18 protein-coding genes and 2 pseudogenes are annotated in these 19,146 nt (G+C 70.5%); 12 read left to right on the plus strand and 8 right to left on the minus strand.

What is annotated here, in order from left to right; genetic code table 11:
• The first annotated feature begins 73 nt into the window (after positions 1–73).
• From AB0D12_RS18415 to AB0D12_RS18430, 4 genes are read left to right on the plus strand one after another with little or no spacing between them, the layout of a single operon-like run.
• Positions 74–1,051: an aldo/keto reductase gene (locus tag AB0D12_RS18415; protein ID WP_362683370.1), complete on the plus strand. Its 978-nt coding sequence runs from the start codon at positions 74–76 to the stop codon at positions 1,049–1,051.
• The gene (locus AB0D12_RS18420) at positions 1,048–1,359 is read left to right on the plus strand and encodes an L-rhamnose mutarotase (RefSeq protein ID WP_362683373.1); all 312 of its coding nucleotides are present in this window, start codon (positions 1,048–1,050) and stop codon (positions 1,357–1,359) included. Before AB0D12_RS18415 ends, AB0D12_RS18420 begins: the two co-directional genes overlap by 4 nt.
• 3 nt (positions 1,360–1,362) lie before the next feature.
• Complete coding sequence (locus tag AB0D12_RS18425; RefSeq protein WP_362683376.1) at positions 1,363–2,214, plus strand: amidohydrolase family protein; 852 nt, start codon at positions 1,363–1,365, stop codon at positions 2,212–2,214.
• A 37-nt stretch (positions 2,215–2,251) separates the two neighbouring features.
• Positions 2,252–3,112, plus strand: a complete 861-nt coding sequence (locus AB0D12_RS18430) for a DNA-formamidopyrimidine glycosylase family protein (RefSeq protein WP_362683379.1) — start codon at positions 2,252–2,254, stop codon at positions 3,110–3,112.
• 72 nt (positions 3,113–3,184) lie between these two features.
• On the opposite strand, the gene AB0D12_RS18435 is transcribed toward AB0D12_RS18430, so the two are convergent.
• Complete coding sequence (locus tag AB0D12_RS18435) at positions 3,185–3,859, minus strand: zf-HC2 domain-containing protein (protein WP_362683382.1); 675 nt, start codon at positions 3,857–3,859, stop codon at positions 3,185–3,187.
• Positions 3,860–4,157: 298 nt separating this feature from the next.
• Between AB0D12_RS18435 and AB0D12_RS18440 the strand changes: the two genes are divergently transcribed.
• The 5 genes from AB0D12_RS18440 (at position 4,158) to AB0D12_RS18460 (ending at position 8,909) form a co-directional block, all read left to right on the plus strand.
• Positions 4,158–4,994, plus strand: coding sequence for a LytTR family DNA-binding domain-containing protein (locus tag AB0D12_RS18440; RefSeq protein ID WP_362683385.1), 837 nt, complete (start codon positions 4,158–4,160; stop codon positions 4,992–4,994).
• A 199-nt stretch (positions 4,995–5,193) separates the two neighbouring features.
• The gene (locus AB0D12_RS18445; RefSeq protein WP_362683388.1) at positions 5,194–5,466 is read left to right on the plus strand and encodes a hypothetical protein; all 273 of its coding nucleotides are present in this window, start codon (positions 5,194–5,196) and stop codon (positions 5,464–5,466) included.
• An 85-nt stretch (positions 5,467–5,551) separates the two neighbouring features.
• Entirely contained in the window at positions 5,552–5,932 is a 381-nt protein-coding gene (locus AB0D12_RS18450; RefSeq protein ID WP_362683391.1) for a hypothetical protein, read from the plus strand.
• A 23-nt stretch (positions 5,933–5,955) separates the two neighbouring features.
• Complete coding sequence (locus AB0D12_RS18455; protein ID WP_362683394.1) at positions 5,956–7,692, plus strand: cation acetate symporter; 1,737 nt, start codon at positions 5,956–5,958, stop codon at positions 7,690–7,692.
• Positions 7,689–8,909: a histidine kinase gene (locus tag AB0D12_RS18460; protein ID WP_362683397.1), complete on the plus strand. Its 1,221-nt coding sequence runs from the start codon at positions 7,689–7,691 to the stop codon at positions 8,907–8,909. Before AB0D12_RS18455 ends, AB0D12_RS18460 begins: the two co-directional genes overlap by 4 nt.
• Before the next feature lie 80 nt (positions 8,910–8,989).
• Here AB0D12_RS18460 and AB0D12_RS18465 read toward each other — a convergent pair whose 3' ends face one another.
• The 6 genes and pseudogenes from AB0D12_RS18465 to AB0D12_RS18490 form a co-directional block, all read right to left on the minus strand.
• Positions 8,990–9,511 (minus strand): hypothetical protein, encoded by a 522-nt coding sequence (locus tag AB0D12_RS18465; protein ID WP_362683400.1) that lies wholly within the window; start codon positions 9,509–9,511, stop codon positions 8,990–8,992.
• A 208-nt stretch (positions 9,512–9,719) separates the two neighbouring features.
• Positions 9,720–10,385: a hypothetical protein gene (locus AB0D12_RS18470; RefSeq protein WP_362683403.1), complete on the minus strand. Its 666-nt coding sequence runs from the start codon at positions 10,383–10,385 to the stop codon at positions 9,720–9,722.
• Between the two features lie 178 nt (positions 10,386–10,563).
• Positions 10,564–10,953, minus strand: coding sequence for a GntR family transcriptional regulator (locus tag AB0D12_RS18475; RefSeq protein WP_362683406.1), 390 nt, complete (start codon positions 10,951–10,953; stop codon positions 10,564–10,566).
• The gene (locus AB0D12_RS18480; protein WP_362683409.1) at positions 10,950–11,708 is read right to left on the minus strand and encodes a hypothetical protein; all 759 of its coding nucleotides are present in this window, start codon (positions 11,706–11,708) and stop codon (positions 10,950–10,952) included. Before AB0D12_RS18480 ends, AB0D12_RS18475 begins: the two co-directional genes overlap by 4 nt.
• A gap of 400 nt (positions 11,709–12,108) precedes the next feature.
• On the minus strand, positions 12,109–12,663 hold the full coding sequence (locus AB0D12_RS18485) for a sigma-70 family RNA polymerase sigma factor (protein ID WP_362683412.1): 555 nt from the start codon (positions 12,661–12,663) through the stop codon (positions 12,109–12,111).
• A gap of 153 nt (positions 12,664–12,816) precedes the next feature.
• Positions 12,817–13,285: pseudogene (locus AB0D12_RS18490) on the minus strand (universal stress protein).
• Between the two features lie 61 nt (positions 13,286–13,346).
• Between AB0D12_RS18490 and lysX the strand changes: the two are divergent.
• The gene (lysX, locus tag AB0D12_RS18495) at positions 13,347–16,649 is read left to right on the plus strand and encodes a bifunctional lysylphosphatidylglycerol synthetase/lysine--tRNA ligase LysX (RefSeq protein ID WP_362683415.1); all 3,303 of its coding nucleotides are present in this window, start codon (positions 13,347–13,349) and stop codon (positions 16,647–16,649) included.
• Positions 16,650–16,753: 104 nt separating this feature from the next.
• On the plus strand, positions 16,754–17,593 hold the full coding sequence (locus AB0D12_RS18500; RefSeq protein WP_362683418.1) for a polysaccharide deacetylase family protein: 840 nt from the start codon (positions 16,754–16,756) through the stop codon (positions 17,591–17,593).
• Positions 17,594–17,619: 26 nt separating this feature from the next.
• Here the strand turns inward: AB0D12_RS18500 and AB0D12_RS18505 are convergent, their stop codons facing one another.
• On the minus strand, positions 17,620–18,273 hold the full coding sequence (locus AB0D12_RS18505) for a class F sortase (RefSeq protein WP_362683421.1): 654 nt from the start codon (positions 18,271–18,273) through the stop codon (positions 17,620–17,622).
• 310 nt (positions 18,274–18,583) lie between these two features.
• Between AB0D12_RS18505 and AB0D12_RS18510 the strand changes: the two are divergent.
• Positions 18,584–19,146, plus strand: a pseudogene (locus AB0D12_RS18510) (hypothetical protein); the annotation flags it as partial.

Below are 19,146 nucleotides of genomic sequence, written 5' to 3' on the forward strand. Positions count from 1 at the left end.
GTGTTGACGCCCTTAAGTGATCCGATGAATATTCGTCGTGATCGGTGAATGCCAGCGAGGGGGCAGCAGCGGGATGCGATGGAGCACGCTCGGACGCAGCGCGGTCGACATCACTGAACTGTCCTTCGGCGGGGCCGGAGTCGGCAATCTGTACACCCCTGTCGAACCGGAGGCGGCCGCGGCCGCGATCGACGCCGCATGGGACACGGGAATCCGTACCTTCGACACCGCGCCGCACTACGGGCTCGGCCTCTCCGAACGCAGGCTCGGCGAGGCACTGCGCGCCCGGCCCCGCGACGCGTACACCCTCTCCACCAAGGTCGGGCGGCTGCTCGAACCCTGCGAGGCCCGCGGCGACGACCTCGCGCACGGCTTCGCCGTGACCGCCGATCACCGCCGCGTATGGGACTTCAGCGCCGACGGAGTGCGCCGCAGCATCGAGGAGAGCCTCGTCAGGCTCGGCCTCGACCGGATCGACATCGTCTATCTGCACGACCCGGACGACCACGAGGAAGCCGCCTTCCGCCACGGCTATCCGGCACTGGAACAGCTGCGCGCCGAAGGCGTCGTCGGCGCGATCGGCGCCGGGATGAACCAGACCGCGATGCTCACCCGCTTCCTCCGCGACACCGACGTCGACGCCGTCCTGTGCGCCGGCCGCTACAGCCTGCTCGACCAGAGCGCGCTGGAAGAACTGCTGCCCGAAGCAGCCGCCCGCGGCAAGAGCGTCGTCGTCGGCGGGGTCTTCAACTCCGGGCTGCTCGCCGATCCGCGTCCCGGCGCCCGGTACGACTACACGGCCGCGCCCGACGGCATCCTGCAGCGGGCCCTGCGGCTCAAGGCCGTCGCCGAACGGCACGGCGTACCGCTGCGCGCCGCCGCGCTCCACTACCCCTTCGGCCATCCGGCCGTGGCCGGTGTACTGGTCGGCGCCCGGTCCGCCGACGAAGTAAGGGACGCCGCCGAGCTGCTCGGCCACTCCGTCCCGACCGAGCTCTGGGACGAACTGCGCGCCGAAGGACTGCTGCCGAAGGACGGGGATGCCCGATGAGAGTCGCCCTGCACACCACGGTCCGCGCCGACCGCGTCGCCGACTACGAGGCGGCGCACCGTGAGGTCCCCGAGGAGCTGACCGCCGCGATCCGTGCCGCCGGAGTCACCTCCTGGACGATCTGGCGCAGCGGCACCGACCTCTTCCACCTCCTCGACTGCGCCGACTACACCCGGCTGCTGGCCGAACTGGAAGAGCTCCCCGTCAATATCGCCTGGCAGGCGCGGATGGCCGAACTCCTCGATGTCGTACACGACTACTCCGCGGACGGCGCCGCGGCCGGACTGCCCGTCGTCTGGGAGCTGTGAGCCATGGCGATCATCGACGCCCACCACCATGTCTGGGACCTCTCCGTACGGGACCAGGACTGGATCACCGGTCCGGACCTGGCCCCCATCCGCCGCAACTTCACCCTCGACGACCTCGCACCCGAGGCGCGCGCCGCAGGCGTACGCGGCACCGTCCTCGTCCAGACGGTCACCGTCGCCGATGAGACCCCGGAGTTTCTCGCCCTCGCCGACGGCAGCGACCTCGTCGCGGGCGTCGTCGGCTGGACCGACCTCACCGCGCCCGATGTCGCCGACACCCTGGCGGCGCTGCGTGAACTCCCGGGCGGTGACCGGCTGGTCGGCATCCGCCACCAGGTCCAGGGCGAGAGCGACCCCGAGTGGCTGCTCCGCCCCGACGTACTGCGTGGTCTCGCCGCCGTTGCCTGCGCCGGACTCGTCTACGACCTTGTGGTGCTGCCGAAGCAGCTGCCCGCGGCCTCCGAGGCGGCGGCCCGGCTGCCCGCGCTCACCTTCGTACTCGACCATCTGGGCAAGCCGCCCATCGCCTCGAAGGAACTGGAGCCCTGGGCGAGCGATGTGCGCGCACTCGCGGCCCGGCCGAACACCGTCTGCAAACTCTCCGGCCTGGTGACCGAAGCGGCGTGGTCCAGCTGGACCACGCCGGATCTGAGTCCGTACGCCGACACGGTCCTCGACGCCTTCGGCGCCGGCCGGCTGATGTTCGGATCCGACTGGCCGGTGTGCCGGCTGGCCGCCGGCTACGGAGAGGTGGTCGCCGCGGCCCGCGCGCTCACGCACCGGCTGGGTGACGGAGAACGCCGCGCGGTGTTCGAGACTACGGCGAGCCGCGTCTACGGTCTGCGGGAGCTGTGAACCTGCGGCCGCCGTGCCCCTGCGGCACCCTGGATGCATGCCTGAACTGCCCGAAGTCGAAGCGCTGCGAGAGTTCCTCGACAGCCACCTGGTGGGACAGGAGATCGCCCGCGTCCTGCCGCTGGCGATCAGCGTCCTCAAGACGTACGACCCGCCGCTCGCCGCCGTCGAAGGCGCCACCGTCACCGCCGTGGACCGGCACGGGAAGTGGCTCGACATCAGCGCGGGCGGACTCCATCTCGTCACTCATCTCGCCCGGGCGGGCTGGCTCCAGTGGAAGGACGAGTTCCCGGCCGCGCCGCCACGCCCGGGCAAGGGCCCGCTCGCCCTGCGCACCGTCCTGGCCGGCGGCGGCGGCTTCGACCTCACCGAGGCCGGCACCACCAAACGCCTCGCCGTCCATCTCGTACACGACCCGGCCGAGGTGCCCGGCATTGCCCGGCTCGGCCCCGACCCGCTCGCCGACGACTTCGATCGCGACGCCTTCGTCGCGCTGCTCGCCGGGGAACGACGGCAGATCAAGGGCGCTCTGCGCGACCAGAGCCTCATCGCCGGCATCGGCAACGCGTACAGCGACGAGATCCTGCACGTCGCCAGGATGTCGCCGTTCAAGCCCGTGCAGAACCTCGACGAGAACGCGACCACCGTGCTGTACGAGGCGCTGCGCTCCACCCTGCGCGAAGCCGTCGAGCGCTCGCGCGGAGTAGCGGCGGGCCGGCTCAAGGCCGAGAAGAAGAGCGGCCTGCGGGTCCATGGGCGTACCGGACAGCTGTGCCCCGTCTGCGGCGACACCATCCGCGAGGTCTCCTTCAGCGACTCATCGCTGCAGTACTGCGCCACCTGCCAGACCGGCGGCAAACCGCTCGCCGACCGCAGGCTCTCGCGGCTGCTGAAGTAGCACCGCCCGGCCGGAAAGCGCCCTGTTCAGCCGGGGATTCGGAGTTCCGCGCAGTTCCGGGAGTTCCGGGAGCTATCCCTTGAGCGTGACGACAGGCTGTCCGTCGAGGGTACGGACCTCCCAGCGGCCGATCTCGCCGCTCGGCACGTCCGTACCTCCCTCGATGTCCAGCGGCTGCTCATGCCCCGGCGAGTCCGGATTCCCGTAGCCGCCCGCCGGAACCGACCAGCTGAGGACAGGATGTTCAATGCCGTCCTTGCCGATGGCGACGAGCCGGCATTTGGCCGGTCCGGTCAGGCCCGCAAGCCGCAGCGCGACGGCGGTGCCCCACGCCCGGTTCTCGATCGCGGCGGAGGCGGTGACTCCGGTCGTGGGGTCCTTGGCCACCACCCGCTGCCCGACAGCGGGCCCGCCGGCCTGGTCCTGGAGTGCCACCACCGCAGCGGGCGCCCCGACGATCAGCGCGGCGGCCGCCGCGACCAGCCGCAGCCGGCGCCCGGAGCTCCGCCGCCGCACCATCGTGACCTCGTCGGTGAGCCGCTCGAGCAGCTGCCCGGAGGGCAGCGGCTCGACCCGGCCGGGACCGCCCAGTTCGGAAAGCGACGCGGCAAGGGAGGCGAAGTCGGAGAGCTGTACCGTGCAGGTGACGCATTCGGACAGATGCTCCTCGAAACGGAAGGCGTCCGCGGGCTCCAGGACGCCCAGCGCATAGGCGGCCACGTCCCGGTGCCGCTGCTGCATGCTCATGGGTCCTCGATTCGTCACTTGCGGTGCTGCGTCTGACGCGGTCTGTCGCCCAGGAGTACGCATCAGGCCGCCGCTCTGCTCAACTTTGTGCGCGATGAGCGCAACTGCCCCTGTGGGTTCGGGGGACCCGTGCGGGAGTGGGACGGGGCTCGATCGCCCAACTCCCTTCAGGCCAGGGTTTTTCGACATCGCCGACGCACCCGCGCTGCCGGCGATGTTCTCGGAACAGGACCTGCTCGACGGCCACGCCGACGACAGCCCGTAGTCCCGGAATCGAGCCCCGCATACACTCCGCAGCATGCTGCGCGTACTGGCTGTCGACGACGAGAAACCGGCACTCGAAGAGCTGCTCTACCTCCTCCGCTCCGACGCACGCATCAGGAGCGCGGAAGGGGCCACGGACGCCACCGAGGCGCTGCGACGCATCAGCCGCGCCCTGGACGCGGGCCCGGACGGTGATGACGGTATCGATGTCGTCTTTCTCGACATCCACATGGCAGGGCTCACCGGACTCGACGTCGCCAGACTGCTGGCCGGCTTCGCCAGGCCGCCGCTGATTGTCTTCGTCACCGCGCACGAGGGCTTCGCCGTACAGGCCTTCGACCTCAAGGCCGTCGACTATGTGCTCAAGCCGGTTCGCAGGGAGCGGCTGGCCGAAGCGGTACGGCGCGTCCGTGACGTGGTCGTCTCGGCGCGCGAGGCGCGGTATCCCGACCCGGTGGGCCACCCTGCCGTACCCGCTCACATACCGAACACCGCACCCGCCGCGGCACAGAACGACCTGCCGGGGCCGGCCGCCGGCGCGGAACAGATCCCGGTCGAGCTGGGCGGCGTCACTCGCTTCGTACCGATCGACGACATCGCCTACGTCGAGGCCCAGGGTGACTATGCACGCCTGCACACCAAGGACGGCAGCCACCTGGTGCGCATCCCGCTCTCCACTCTGGAGGAGCGCTGGGCCTCCCGCGGCTTCGTACGGATACACCGCAGTCACCTCGTCGCACTCGCCCGTATCGACGAACTGCGCCTCGACGCCGGGGCGACCACTGTCCGCGTGGGCGCCGCCGAACTCGCCGTCAGTCGCCGCCATGCGCGTCAGCTGCGCGATCTGCTGATGCGGCACGCCAGGGGCTGAACCGCGACCGACCCGACCGCCGCGCCCCGGACCCCGACCGCGCGCGGTCGACCGTTCGACGGTCTTGGAGAGCCGCTCGTCGTCCCGGCACGGCCGTACGGCGACGGGCGTCATCCGCTGACAGAGCCGCCACCGGATTCGGCGGCAGCCGCCCCTGTACGCCGCCTAACCTTGATCGGGCAAGCGGAGAAGGGGCCTGATGTCCGATATCGAAGCACTGCTCGAGGAGCTCAGGAGCCTGCCGGCGACCCGGGTGTCCAGCGCTCGTGACCTCGAGGCACTCCTTGCGACGTTGAAGAGCGCGGCCGGTCGCTGGGCGGATGTGCTCTACGAGATCCAGGAATCGGCCCAGGGACTCGTCGGCCCCCGCGCCGAAGCCGCCCTCGAAGTCGCCTTCCGCAGGGCCGAGGAATCGTACGTCGAGCTCGAGATCGCCCTCAGCGACTGCGCCGCCCAGCGGACGGGCCCCTGAGAGACCGGCGTCTACCGTCGGTAATCGCTCCTGCGTAGACTCCACAGCCCCCGAGGTTCGCCGAGAGACGCTGGAGCGGACGACGATGTCTGCAGAGCAACAACCCCGCCGCGAGGTCGTCACCGGCGTGCCACGCAGCGCCAAACGACCGCCCGGACACGCCCCCGCCCGGTCCGAGATCACCGAGCAGACCACTCTCGGCGCCACGTACGTACGCTCCTTGATGCGCAGCCAGCTGCGGGCCGCGCTCTGTGCGCTGGGGACGCTCGCGCTGCTCGTCGGCTCCCTGCCCCTGCTCTTCGCGCTCCCTGCCGCGTTCGGCGGCACCCTCTCCTCGCCGGAGCCCTTCGTCTGGGCGGCGCTCGGCGTGGCGGTCTACCCCGTGATGTGGCTGACCGCGGGCTGGTACGTACGCCGGGCCGAACGCAACGAACAGGACTTCACCAGGCTCGTCGAAGGGCGCTGACGGGTGCTCCCGGAGGACTCGACGTGAACCAGACCTACGCGGTGACCGCCGTCACCGCCGTGGTGCTCGCCACCGTGCTCATCGGCGCGCTCGGGCTGCGAATATCCCGCACCACCTCCGACTTCTACGTCGCGTCCCGCACGGTGAAGCCCGGCCTCAACGCCGCCGCCATCAGCGGCGAGTACCTCTCCGCCGCCTCCTTCCTCGGCATCGCGGGGCTGGTGCTCCTCCAGGGCCCCGACATGCTCTGGTACCCGGTCGGGTACACCGCCGGCTATCTCGTTCTGCTGGTGCTGGTCGCCGCACCGCTGCGCCGCTCGGGGGCGTACACCCTCTCCGACTTCGCAGAGGCCCGGCTCGAGTCCGCCGCCGTACGCCGGCTCGCCAGCCTCTTCGTCGTCGGCATCGGCTGGCTCTATCTGCTGCCCCAACTCCAGGGAGCGGGACTGACCCTGGAGATCCTCACCGGTGCGCCGAACTGGGTCGGCGGCCTTGTCGTCGCCTTCGTCGTCACCGGGGCCGTCGCCGCGGGCGGCATGCGCAGCATCACCTTCGTCCAGGCCTTCCAGTACTGGCTCAAGCTCACCGCGCTGCTGGTGCCCGCGCTCTTTCTCGTTGCTGCCTGGCTCGGCGACGACGCGCCCCGCGCCCGCTTCGACGTGCCCACGCTCTTCCGCGAACACACCGTCGTACGCGTCGACGACACCGTCCGGATCGATCTCGAGGGGCCGCTCACCCTCGCCGTCTCCGGCGGCATCGACGGCACACCGTACGAGGAGGAGCGGCAGATAACCCTCGGCAGGGGCGCCCACCGCATCGAGGCGGGCACCACGCTGCGCTTCCCGCAGGGTTCCGAAGTGCCCGCGCGGGCCACCGCCGGGGCCGACCCGGCCGGCTGGTCCCAGCCGCTGTCCGGCGGCCGCGACGGCTACCACCTCTATGCCACGTACGGCCTCATCCTCGCCACCTTCCTCGGCACGATGGGACTCCCGCATGTCGCCGTCCGCTTCTACACCAGCCCCAACGGACGCGCCGCGCGTCGTACGACCCTGGTCGTCCTCGGGCTGATCGGCGCGTTCTATCTGCTGCCGCCGGTCTACGGAGCGCTCGGGCGGATCTACGCACCCGAACTCGCCCTCACCGGCGACGCGGACGCCGCCGTGCTGGTGCTGCCCGAACGGATCATCGGCGGCATCGCGGGGGAGCTGCTCGGCGCGCTGCTCGCGGGCGGCGCCTTCGCGGCATTCCTGTCCACCGCCTCCGGACTGACCATGTCCGTCGCCGGTGTGATCACGCAGGATGTGCTGCCCGCACGTGGCGTACGGAGCTTCCGCCTCGCCACCCTCCTCGCCATGGCGGTGCCGCTCGGAGCGAGCGTCGTGGCCACCAACGTGCCGGTCGCCGACGCGGTGGGGCTGGCCTTCGCCGTCTCGGCGTCCTCGTTCTGCCCGCTGCTGGTGCTCGGCATCTGGTGGCGCGGGCTCACGCCACCCGGTGCCGCCGCCGGACTGGTGATCGGCGGCGGCGCCGCGCTGACCGCCGTGATGGCCACCCGCGCGGGCCTCGCGCCGGAGGGCTGGCCGCACACCTTGATGGCCTGGCCCGCCGTGTGGTCGGTGCCGCTCGGCTTCCTGACCATGGTGCTGGTGTCACTGGCCACCCCGCGTCACATACCGCCCGGCGCCGCCGCCATCCTCGCGCGGCTGCATCTGCCGGAAGACCTCGCCGGCAGGCCGCAGCCCGAAGGAGCCGAACGATGACCGGGATCGGCATGGCCGCACTCGCCGCGGCAGGGGCGGTACTGCTCGCGGCCGGCATCGCGATCGGTCGCCTGACCGCACGACGGGGCGGCAAACCCGACCTCGACCTCGGCACGCCCGTCGAACGGGCCACCTTCCAGACCCTGCACACCGCCTCGCTCGCCGCGCCCCCGCTGCGCGCCGGCCTCACCGAGGACACCGCGCGCAAGGCCGCCCGCAGGCTGCGCTCACTGCTCGGCACCGAGGCACTCTGCCTCACCGACCGCGAATCCGTGCTCGCCTGGGACGGCCGCGGCGCCGACCACCATGAACAGCGGGTGATGGTGCGTGTCGCCGACATGCTGGACTCCGGGCGCAGCCAGAGTGTGCACACCGAGTGCGAGGACCTGGAGTGCCCGCTCCGCTGGGCCGTGATCGCCCCATTGACCGGCGAGGAAGGAGTGCTCGGCGCGCTCGTCGCCTACGGATCGCGGGAGTCGGCCGTCCTGGTGCGGGCCGCGACGGAGGTGGCCCGTTGGGTCTCCGTACAGCTGGAACTGGCCGAGCTCGACCGCTCCCGTACCCGGCTGATCGAGGCGGAGATCCGTGCCCTGCGTGCCCAGATATCGCCGCACTTCATCTTCAACTCGCTCGCCGCGATCGCCTCGTTCGTCCGCACCGACCCCGAGCGCGCCCGCGAACTGCTGCTGGAATTCGCCGACTTCACCCGCTACTCCTTCCGCAGGCACGGTGACTTCACCAATCTCGCCGATGAACTGCGTTCCATCGAGCAGTACTTGGCGCTCGCCGGGGCCCGCTTCGGCGACCGGCTCAAGGTGACGCTCCAGGTGGCCCCGGAAGTGCTGCCGGTGACCGTGCCGTTCCTGTGTCTGCAGCCGCTCGTCGAGAACGCCGTCAAGCACGGCCTGGAGGACTCCAGGGGCGAATGCCGGGTCACCATCGCGGCGCGGGACGCCGGGGCCGAGGCCATGGTGACCATCGAGGACGACGGCGTGGGCATGGACCCGGCCGTGCTGCGGGGGATCCTCGCGGGGCAGCGGCCGGCCTCGTCGGGCATCGGACTGTCCAATGTCGACGAACGGCTGCGCCAGGTGTACGGCGACGACTACGGACTCGTCATTGAGACCGGCGTCGGTGCGGGCATGAAAATCACGATGCGGATCCCCAAGTACCGGGCGGGTGTGCACTCATCGGCCGGACGCCGGGCCGGCGGATGAGATTTCCGCGTCCACATTGAGTCGCCTCGCCACCCGTTTCGTACTGACCGGTGACGATGAGCGACTACGAGCGGTCGCCCTCAGAAGAGGTGGATGGCCAGATGGCTCAGCGGCAGACCCAACTGCCAGGCCGGAGTCCATATCTGCTCGCACTCGTCCACTGGCCCGTCCAGCGGGCCGGCCGGGGCCCGCGGTCCGCTGTCGCCGAGGTCGGCGGCCAGCAGCTCCGTCTGCCGCAGCCAGCTCCAGGCGTCCCTCGCGAGCGCGAGATCCACATCGGCCCCCGCGTCGAGGTCCCGCTCCCGCTCCTCCCGGGCGGCCAGCCGCTCCTGCACCCACTCCTGCCAGGGATGGCCGTACGAGGTGAGCGACAGCCACTCTTCGATGCGGGAGACCCCCCGGACGCCCCCGAGTTCGTTCGCGCTGTCGCAGAGATAGATGGTGAGCGCCAGCGTCTGTCTTCCCGCACGGAACTCGAGCGAGCCGCTCCCCACGAGAGCACCCGTGCGGAGCATCTCGTCAGCGATGTACTCGGCGCAGAGCCATGCCATGGGTACTGCCAGCCCGCCGCTGCTGGTGCCGTTCGAACTCTCGGGCTGCACTCTTCCCACCTTCTTCCCGGACGACGCCGTATGCCGACTCGACCACGAGCCTCCACCGAGAAACACGGCTGAGGGCCCGTCTTTACTCAACTTCAGCGTGAGGTTTCGCATACGGTCACCCCTTTGTCGTGGTCCCAGGGGGAGCTGGCCACCACCGGGGCGGCCGGGGTGGAAGGGACCTCGCCACAGCCCGGAACGAGCCGTGGCGTCAGGTCGCCACGGCTGCCCATCCGGACCGCCAGCTGCCGTCGTGGAGCTGGAAGCGCAACAGCCCCGCGCGGCACCGCCGCCACGCAGGGCTGCCCGCGTCCGCCGCGCTCAGTGCGAGGAGTGCGAGGGCCGTGGCGGGCGGCTCGTCCTCGATGCGGCTGCCGTCCCGCCGCGCAGCCGCGATACGGGCCACCGCCTCACGCACCGGCTGCCGGCCGGCCGCCGGATGTTCCACCAGGAGCCGTGCCGCCCACAGGGCGGGGGAGCCGGACCGCCCGGTGAACGGGCAGGGCGTGGCGGTCGCGATGTCGTGGGCGAGCAGCCCGGCCAGCCGGCCGGGCGGCGCACCGCCGACGACCCCCAGATCGACATGGAGGGCCACCGCCTGGACGATCCGGGACAGAGCCGCGTACCCGGGCGCGGCGAGCAGCGGATGGCTCAGATCGACGGGCTTTCCCTCGCGCAGCGCCAGTGTCCGCAGCGCCGACTGGATCAACATCAACTCGGTGACGGGGGAGCCGGATTGGGCCCCGGCGCCACGCAGCCAGCGGCGCGCACGCCGGGCCGCGCGGGCCGCCGCGGCGTCGGGACAGCGGCTGAGCGCCAGGCAGGCCAGCGCCGTCTCGGCGACCGCCGGTCGCCGGGCAGGGGGCGTCTCGGTCACAGGAACCGTCCTCGGGGTGGCTCGGAACACGCAGTACGTACGTCGTGTCAGTACGCGCACCGCCGGGCCCGGGTTCAGCCGCAGCATCGCCTTGAGCACACCGCGCTCCCCGGCGGTGCCCGAGGAAGACCTGGCACACGTTCAGAAAGACCACGACCGTGGCGGAAGCTCATCGGTGTCAGTCGCCGCCGGGTGTGGCGAGTGCGTGCCGGAGGGCCGCCAGCGCATCGTCGTCCGTGACGCCGAGATTCCGGGCCGCGGCCGCATAGTTGCGGGCGTGCTCCGCGAGCCTGTCCCTGGCGTCGGTGCCTGTGGCGGTGGCCGCAACGCGGGTGCCGGATCCTCGCCGGCTGTGCACCAGTCCCGCCGATTCCAGCTCGCGATAGGCCCGCACCACGGTGTTGTTGGCCAGTCCCAGGTCGGAGGCGAGCTGGCGCACGGGCGGCAGTTTGTCACCCTCGCGCATGCGCCCCACCGCGATCAGATCGGCGAACTGCCTTCTGATCTGCTCGAACGGCGGCACGGGGGTGGCGGGGTCCACCCGGATGACGAGCCCGTCGGCCGTCACGGCCGCGCCTTGATGTGCGCCTGTGGCAGGAGCAGGGCGCCCAGGCAGCATCCCGCGGTCAGCGCCGAGGCGAACGCGGTGATTCCGAGCCCCCAGAGGCTCACGTTCTCCATCCATCCTCCGCAGCTCAGGCTGAGCACGGCCGTCGCCATGGTCAAGGACACGGCGAAGAGCGGTGCCGCCACCAGCATCCCCCACGCACCGACGATCGCGCGCGCCCGGATACGTCGCTGGTCGTCGCTTGCGGAGCGCATGGTGATGCGCCGCAGAGCCGGAACGCACACAAGGGTGCCGACGACGAGGCCGCAGAGAACCGGCCAGGCGTAGTACGGCCCGGGCCAGGGCCCGATGAGCTGATGCCGGCCGCGGCACGTCATGGCAAGGGCCCGGCCCGCGTGCCCGGCGCTGTCCGTGGCGGACGTAGTGACGGCGATGGCCAGCAGGCTCGGCAGGAGTGCGGCCTGCACAGCAAGCGCGGCCGTCAGTCCGCGGGGAATATGGTCGCGTATCCGACGTGGGGCCACCGTGGCCTGTCGGACGCCGCTTCCCGCCGGATGCGCGATCAGGTCTGCCGCGAGCACGCCGGCGACGGCGCAGATCCCGAGAACGGGGATGGCGTAGAGCAGATCGACATCGGCCTCGGAGCTGAAGGTGACCGTCTTGCCGACGAGGACTCCGACCACGAGTCCGCTCCAACGGACCGGCGCGTCGACCCAGTTGCGCCACGTGGTGTGCGTTTCCGGAGAAGCGGACATGACGTACCCCCATGCACATCGGCCAAGCGTGTCAGTTGATTGACACAATCTGCCGACCGCAGGGGAACTGTGTCAAGAGGCTGACACAATCCAGGCGTCGCGTGGGCCGGTCGGGGACAACAGTTGGTCACGCGGCGGGAGTTGCTGCGCGAGACTGCCACGGGCCGGGGTGGATGGCACCGTAACTCTCCTCCTGGGGCGTCCTGTTGACCGCGTCGCCGGGGCCGCACCGAGTCGCAGAGAGCGGCGGGACGCCCCCGTGGGAGTTGTCCGCCACCTGGCGCACACGGGCCTGCGGGGTGCTCAGCGGCCGAACGGGGCGATGAGTACGGCGTCGAACTGCGACGAACGGTCGAACGGCACGACGAGCGGTACGGCGGACGGCCGGCCCCGGCCGTCGTTAGCGGCCGGCGGTCGCCGACGAGGTGGGCCTGCTGTAGCCCGGCAGGCAGCGGGCGAGCGCGCGCAACCCGTAGTAAGAACGCGACTTGACCGTACCGGCGGGTATGCCGAGTGCCTGGGCGGCCTCGTTGACGCTCAGCCCGTGGAAGTAGATCTGGACCAGCACGGCCCGGTGCTCGGGGCTGAGCGACCCGACCGCCGCCCGGACGTCGAGCGCGGCGACAGCGCTCTCCGTGATGTCCGCCGGGTCGGGCGTGGTGGCCAGAACACCGTCGCCGATCTCGGTGGGACGGGCCATCCGGGACCGGCGGGCGTCGATCGCGAGGCGGCGCCCGACCGTGAAGAGCCAGGGCCGCATCGACTCGTACGGACCGTCGAACGCCTCGGGGTGCTGCCAGGCGCGTACGAGCGTCTCCTGCAGCAGATCCTCGGCGCGCTGCTGGTCCCCGTAGGTCAGTCCGAGCAGAAAGCTCAGCAGTGCGGGGCCGTGTTCACGCTGCAGCTCCGCCATGGCCCGATCGTCGGTCGTCGCGGTCGCGGTCGCGGTCGCCATTGCCAACACCCTTTCGCGCTGAGGTCGCTGCCACGTGCGTATACGAACGCATCCAGGCGTGAAGGGACAGGCGGCGCACAGTGGTCTTCGGCGAGCGGTCGCACGGAGCGACGAATGGTGCGGTGAACGGTCGGCCGGAAGCAAACGGGACCGCTACGGAACGACGGTGACCGGCCAGCGCCCCGCCTTCACCAGCCGTACCGCCACCGAACCGATGAGCCGGTGGCCCGCCGACTCCGAAGCCCCGACCACCACGGCGTCCGCCTTCAGCTCGTCGGCCGCCGCGACAAGACCGCTGTACGGGTCACCGCGGAAGGTGTGGAACTCCCAGCGGACCTCCCATATGCCTTTGACCCGCTCGGCGGCGGAGCGGATCTCGGCCACCAGCCCCTCGGCGATCTCGCCCGTCATGTCCCCGACCGGGACCGGGACCCCGAGAGCCGCACCCGCCGGCATTACCGGCTGGACGTACACGATGGCGAGCAGGGCATTTCTGTCGTCGCGCGAGGCCGCCCGCGTACGACGCCGCACGCAGTGAGGAGTCGGATCCGTCCACACCGACGACGATGACCTTGGGGCCGTCGGTACCGCGTTCGAAGCGGTGGGGCTGCTGCTCTGTCACACCATTGAGGCTATCCGCTCCCGACAGGCGGCCCGCCGATGGTCTCCTTAGAGTGCGAAACATGACTGTCACCGTGGAGGCGCCCAGGTCCGCCCGTGGCGGCTTGCACAGCAGGGTGCCAGAGGCGTTCGCGATGTTCTTCGCCGCACTGGGCGTGTTCTGCGTCATCCTTTCGCTCATCCCTCCACTGCGGCGACTGCTGCGGCCCGTCGCCCTGTTCCTGGACCGCATTGCCGTCCCGGTCAGCGCCAACCTCGCCTACGCCGTCTTCCTGCTGCTGCTCGCAGCGGCCATCGGGGCCCGTAAGAAGGCCGCGTGGTGGCTGGTCGTCGGATATCTGGCGCTGGTGCTGATCACGGACGTACTGGTGGTGATCTTCGACGAGGACGTGACCTGGATCCCCAGCCTGGTGCTGTGCGTGATCGCCCTGGCGGTGCTGGTCATCGCGCGCGGGGAGTTCTACGCCGAGACCCGGCGCGGTGCGCTGCGCCGCGCGCTGCTCGTCCTGGTTCTCGGGCTCGCCGCCGGGGTACTCGTCAGCTGGGGTCTGGTCGAGCTCTTCCCCGGCTCGCTGCCGCAGGGCCAGCGGCTGCTGTGGGCCTCCAACCGGGTGCTCGGCGGACTGGTCTCCAGCGACCAGTTCGACGCCCGCCCGCCGCGCGTGCTCTTCTTCCTCCCTGGGCTGTTCGGCGCGATCGCCCTGCTCAGCGCGGCCAGCACACTATTCCGCTCGCAGCGACTGGAAGCCGCCCTGCACGGTGACGAAGAGCCCCGCATTCGCGCACTGCTCGGTGCGTACGGCCGCCAGGACTCCCTCGGCTACTTCGCCACCCGCCGCGACAAGGCCGTCGTCTTCTCGCCCAACGGCAAGGCTGCCGTCACCTACCGCGTGGAGGCCGGTGTCTGTCTGGCCAGCGGCGACCCGGTCGGCGACCGTGCGGCCTGGACCCCCGCCGTCGGGGCCTGGCTGGAGGTGGCCAAACGCTATGCCTGGGCCCCCGCAGTCATGGGCGCGTCCGAGGAGGGCGCCAAAGTGTTCGCGCGCTCCGGGCTCGGCGCCATCCAGCTCGGTGACGAGGCGATCCTGCACGTCGCCCGGTTCGACCTGGACGGCCGCGACATGCGCGTCACCCGGCAGGCCGTGAACCGCGTCAAGCGGACCGGGGCGCGCACCCGGATCCGCCGGCACTCCGCCCTGACCGACGAGGAGATGCGGCAGATCGTCGACAGGGCCGACGCCTGGCGGGACACCGAGACCGAGCGCGGCTTCTCCATGGCGCTCGACCGCCTCGGCGACCCGGACGACGGCGACTGCCTCCTCGTCGAGGCCTTCGACGCAGACGGCGATCTGATCGCCCTGCTCTCCTTCGTGCCCTGGGGCAAGGACGGCATCTCGCTCGACCTGATGCGCCGTGACCGCGCCGCCCCCAACGGCGTGGTGGAGTTCATGGTCGCCGAACTCTGCGCCCACGCGCCCAGACTCGGTGTACGCCGTATCTCGCTCAACTTCGCCGTCTTCCGCTCGGCGTTCGAGGAGGGCGCCCGCATCGGCGCGGGTCCGGTCCTGAGGGTGTGGCGCAAGCTGCTGCTCTTCCTCTCCAAGTGGTGGCAGCTGGAAGCCCTCTACCGGTCCAACGTCAAATACCAGCCCGAGTGGTATCCGCGCTTCCTCTGTTACGGCGACGCGGGCTCGCTCGCCCGCGTCGGCCTCGCCTCCGGAATCGCCGAAGGCTTCGTCTCCGTACCGAGCCTGCGCAAGCTCTGGGGGAAGGGCAGAAGCGGGCCGGGCGTCATCACGCCCGTCACCACCGAGGGGCTGCCGTCCATCGACTCGCTCGGCCTGGTGGGACCCGAATCGGGCGCGGCGGCGGGGGAGCAGCGGCTGCCGGAGCAGGTCCTCATCCGCCACCGCAAGCTGGAGCGGCTGCGCGCGGACGGCACCGACCCGTACCCCGTGGACATCGCCGGGCGCACCGACACCCTCGCCGAGATCCGCGCCGCGCACCCCGCGCTCGCCCCCGGTACCCGCACCGGCCGGCAGACCACCGTCGCAGGGCGCGTGATGGTCGTACGCGACCTCGGCGGCGTCGTCTTCGCCGTACTGCGCGACTGGTCGGGCGACCTCCAGCTCGCGTTCACCCGTGACGGCTCCGGCCGTGACGTCATCAAGGGTTTCACCTCCGACGTCGACTTCGGCGACCACATCACCGCCACCGGCGAGATCGGCGCCAGCGACAAGGGCGAGCTCTCGGTCTTTGTGACTGAGTGGCAGCTGACGGGCAAATGCCTGCGCCCGCTGCCCGACAAACGGCGCGGGCTCGCCGACCCGGAGGCCCGGGTGCGCCGCCGCTATCTGGACCTGGTCGCCAGTCCCGACGCCCGCGATGTCGTACGCCACCGCTCCACCGCCGTCCAGGCGCTGCGGCAGGGGCTGCTGGAGCGCGGCTATCTCGAGGTCGAGACGCCGATGCTGCAGCAGATCCACGGCGGCGCCAACGCCCGCCCCTTCACCACCCACATCAACGCCTATGACCTCGACCTGTATCTGCGCATCGCCCCCGAGCTGTATCTCAAGCGGCTGTGCGTGGGCGGCCTGGAGAAGGTCTTCGAGATGGGCCGCACCTTCCGCAACGAAGGCGTCTCGTACAAGCACAACCCCGAGTTCACGATGCTGGAGGCGTATCAGGCCTTCGCCGACTACGACGTGATGCTCGATCTGACCCGCGAACTGATCCAGGGCGCGGCCACCGCCGCCTTCGGCTCCGCGATCGCGCACAAGGCCGGCCCGGACGGCAAGCTCGTCGAGCACGACATCTCGGGCCCCTGGCCGGTCAAGACGTTGTACGGGGCGGTGTCCGAGGCGCTCGGCGAAGAGGTCGACGCCGATACCGAAGAGACCGTGCTCCGAGCAATATGCGACCGGGCGGGCGTCCCGCACATCCCCGACGACACCCGCGGCGATGTGGTCCTGGAGATGTATGAGCGCCTTGTCGAGGAGCGGACCAAGATGCCCACCTTCTACAAGGACTTCCCGACCGACGTCTCCCCGCTCACCCGCCAGCACCGCCGCGACCCGCGCCTCGCCGAACGCTGGGACCTGGTCGCCTTCGGTACGGAACTGGGCACCGCCTACTCGGAGTTGACCGACCCGGTGGAGCAGCGCCGCAGACTCACCGCTCAGTCGCTGCTCGCTGCGGGTGGCGACCCGGAGGCCATGGAGCTCGACGAGGACTTCCTCGACGCGCTGGAGTACGCGATGCCGCCGACCGGGGGTCTCGGCATTGGGGTCGACCGGCTCGTCATGTTCCTCACCGGGCTGACCATCCGCGAGACACTGCCCTTCCCCCTGGTCCGCCGTAACTGAGGGTCCGTTGCCCGCATCATTCCGCTGCTCCAACCGGGTGGGTTTCGCCTGCGCAACCGGTGTGGATGAGGTGCCCGGAGCGACAGCCGTGCAAGCAGTTAGTCATGAAAAAGGATCAGATGTTCCCGGGGCGGCGGTCGGTACTCCGTATCACCGCCTGTCTTGGCGCGGCCGCCACCGCCGGGCTGCTCTGTACCGAGCAGGCGCATTCCCCCGCTGGCTCTGCCGCCACGCCCCCGGCCGGCGGTCCCCGGGCCGCCGCGGGCCCGCCGGTCTACAGGTCGGCCTACCGGCTGCAGCCCATGACCGCGTATACGCCACCGCACTTCAGGCGGGCGCTGCCACCGGTGCGACAGCGCCCCTTCCTCAGGATGTCGGAGGCGGGCCGCACCATGGTGCTCACTTTCGACGACGGGCCCGACCCCCGCTACACCCCCGACATCCTGAGCACACTGCGTGAGCACGAAGTGCGGGCGATGTTCTTCGTCTGCGGCGAGCTGGCCTCCGGCAACCGGGACCTGCTCCGGGAGATGGCCGACGACGGGCACGTGGTGGGCAACCATTCCTGGTCGCACCCGCTGATCCCCAAGCTTCCGCCGTCCGGGATCCGCGACGAACTGGGCCGTACCAGCGAGGTGATCGAGCGGACGCTGGGCTCCGCGCCGCTCTGGTACCGGGCGCCGTACGGCGCCTGGAACAAGCTCTCCTTCGAGATCGGCGCGGAGCTCGGCATGGAGCCGCTGGCCTGGACCGTCGATAGCCTCGACTGGACGGAGCCGGGCACCGAATCGATCGTCCGCAGGGTGCTGGACGGTGCGGGTCCCGGCGTCGTCGTCCTCTCGCACGACGCGGGCGGCGACCGCTCGCAGAGCGTCGCCGCGCTGCGCAGCTATCTGCCCGAGCTGCTGGACGCCGGATACCGCATCACCGTCCCGCGCCGCTGAACCGGCTGCGGCTCGCCGGTCCTGGTTCAGAGGGTCTTGACCATGCGCGCGAAGACCACGACGTTTCCGGAGTACCCGCCTGCCTTCGAGTAGCCGCCGCCACATGTGATCACACGCAGCTCCGGCTGTCCGGTGTCGCCGTACACCTGGGCGCCGGGGAACTGATCCTTGGGGAAGACCTCGACGCCGTACACCTCGAAGACCGCGGTCTTGCCGTCGAAGCGGTCCACCTCGATGTGGTTGCCCTTCTGGATGGAGCCGAGGCCGTAGAAGACGGCGGGCCCCGACAGATTGTCGACATGCCCGACGACGACTGCGGTACCACGCTGGCCGGGGGAGACGCCGTTCTGGTACCAGCCGGCCAGATTGGGGTCCTGCGGCGGCGGGGCGGCGATCCAGCCGTCCTGGTCCACGCCCACATCCGCGACCGGGGCGTCCACGTTGAGCGCCGGGATCCTCACCCGTGCCGCGGGGGCGTACACAAGCGGCTCGACGGAGGGAGGAATGAACGTCTCGCCGACCGCGCGGCCGGCCAGTGCGGCCGCGGCGGCAGGCTGCGGCGGTCCCAGGGTGACGTCCGAGCCATTCCTTATCAGGGCGATCCCGCTGAGCAGGGCGAGCGCCAGAACGCCCCAGGGTGAGCGTCTCCTCGATTTCCAGCCGCCATAGTCCTGGCCCATAGTTCTCCCTCCGTGGCATCTGTAGCCACGCTAAGTGCGCCCGGTCAAAGCGGCGAGGAGGGAAGGGCGAATGGGTGGTGGGGCCTGCGATGGTGACCCATCCGAGCAAAAGGCAGATAAAAATTCTGACGGTCTGTGACCTGCTACTCCGTCAGATCTTGCGGCGCGTCGTCGGCGTGTCGCCTCACCGGGGTGGACCAGCGCCGAAATGCGGCGACTGCCCGCCCCAGTGAGGGTTCGTCATGGAAGACGTACTCGTCGAATTTCCCGGAGCGCCCGCTTTGGGGCGTCTTCCGCTGGAGGTTCAACGATGCGTGCTTCACGCGCTCTCGCAGTGGCCGCGGCCGCCTGCGCGGCCGTCGGGCTCTCTGCCCCGCTGGCCGCCGCGGGCGGCGACATCCGGAACAACGATCCCATCCGTGTCAACGTGAGCCCGCAGGCGGCTCACCAGGGCAGCACCCTGACGATCACGGTCCGGGGTTGCAATCGCGGTGGCACGGTCACGTCCAACGCCTTCCCACAGACCCGCCTCTCCGAGCAGCGCTCGGGCATCTCGGCCGCCATCGCGCGGATCCACAACGATGCGACTCCCGGTCAGTACAACCTGGCGGTCAGGTGCAACGGCCTGAACGGCCTGAACGGCAACCAGAACGACAACGGGAACCGCAATGACAACGGGATCCGCAATGACAACGGGATCCGCAATGACAACGGGATCCGCAATGACAACGGGATCCGTAACGACAACGGGATCCGCAATGACAACGGGATCCGTAACGACAACGGGATCCGTAACGACAACGGGATCCGCAATGACAACGGGATCCGTAACGACAACGGGATCCGTAACGACAACGGGATCCGCAATGACAA

The sequence above is a fragment of the Streptomyces sp. NPDC048479 genome, assembly GCF_040651435.1.
Classification (GTDB): Bacteria; Actinomycetota; Actinomycetes; order Streptomycetales; family Streptomycetaceae; genus Streptomyces.

Excerpts from the sequence above, each read along its gene's own strand:
- AB0D12_RS18445 (WP_362683388.1), top strand. The coding sequence starts at position 5,194 with ATGTCCGATATCGAAGCACTGCTCGAGGAGCTCAGGAGCCTGCCGGCG.
- AB0D12_RS18420 (WP_362683373.1), top strand. The coding sequence starts at position 1,048 with ATGAGAGTCGCCCTGCACACCACGGTCCGCGCCGACCGCGTCGCCGAC.
- AB0D12_RS18435 (WP_362683382.1), bottom strand. The coding sequence starts at position 3,859 with ATGAGCATGCAGCAGCGGCACCGGGACGTGGCCGCCTATGCGCTGGGC.
- AB0D12_RS18485 (WP_362683412.1), bottom strand. The coding sequence starts at position 12,663 with ATGGCGACCGCGACCGCGACCGCGACGACCGACGATCGGGCCATGGCG.
- AB0D12_RS18430 (WP_362683379.1), top strand. The coding sequence starts at position 2,252 with ATGCCTGAACTGCCCGAAGTCGAAGCGCTGCGAGAGTTCCTCGACAGC.
- AB0D12_RS18460 (WP_362683397.1), top strand. The coding sequence starts at position 7,689 with ATGACCGGGATCGGCATGGCCGCACTCGCCGCGGCAGGGGCGGTACTG.
- AB0D12_RS18500 (WP_362683418.1), top strand. The coding sequence starts at position 16,754 with ATGAAAAAGGATCAGATGTTCCCGGGGCGGCGGTCGGTACTCCGTATC.
- lysX (WP_362683415.1), top strand. The coding sequence starts at position 13,347 with ATGACTGTCACCGTGGAGGCGCCCAGGTCCGCCCGTGGCGGCTTGCAC.
- AB0D12_RS18425 (WP_362683376.1), top strand. The coding sequence starts at position 1,363 with ATGGCGATCATCGACGCCCACCACCATGTCTGGGACCTCTCCGTACGG.
- AB0D12_RS18450 (WP_362683391.1), top strand. The coding sequence starts at position 5,552 with ATGTCTGCAGAGCAACAACCCCGCCGCGAGGTCGTCACCGGCGTGCCA.
- AB0D12_RS18480 (WP_362683409.1), bottom strand. The coding sequence starts at position 11,708 with ATGTCCGCTTCTCCGGAAACGCACACCACGTGGCGCAACTGGGTCGAC.
- AB0D12_RS18505 (WP_362683421.1), bottom strand. The coding sequence starts at position 18,273 with ATGGGCCAGGACTATGGCGGCTGGAAATCGAGGAGACGCTCACCCTGG.
- AB0D12_RS18440 (WP_362683385.1), top strand. The coding sequence starts at position 4,158 with ATGCTGCGCGTACTGGCTGTCGACGACGAGAAACCGGCACTCGAAGAG.
- AB0D12_RS18415 (WP_362683370.1), top strand. The coding sequence starts at position 74 with ATGCGATGGAGCACGCTCGGACGCAGCGCGGTCGACATCACTGAACTG.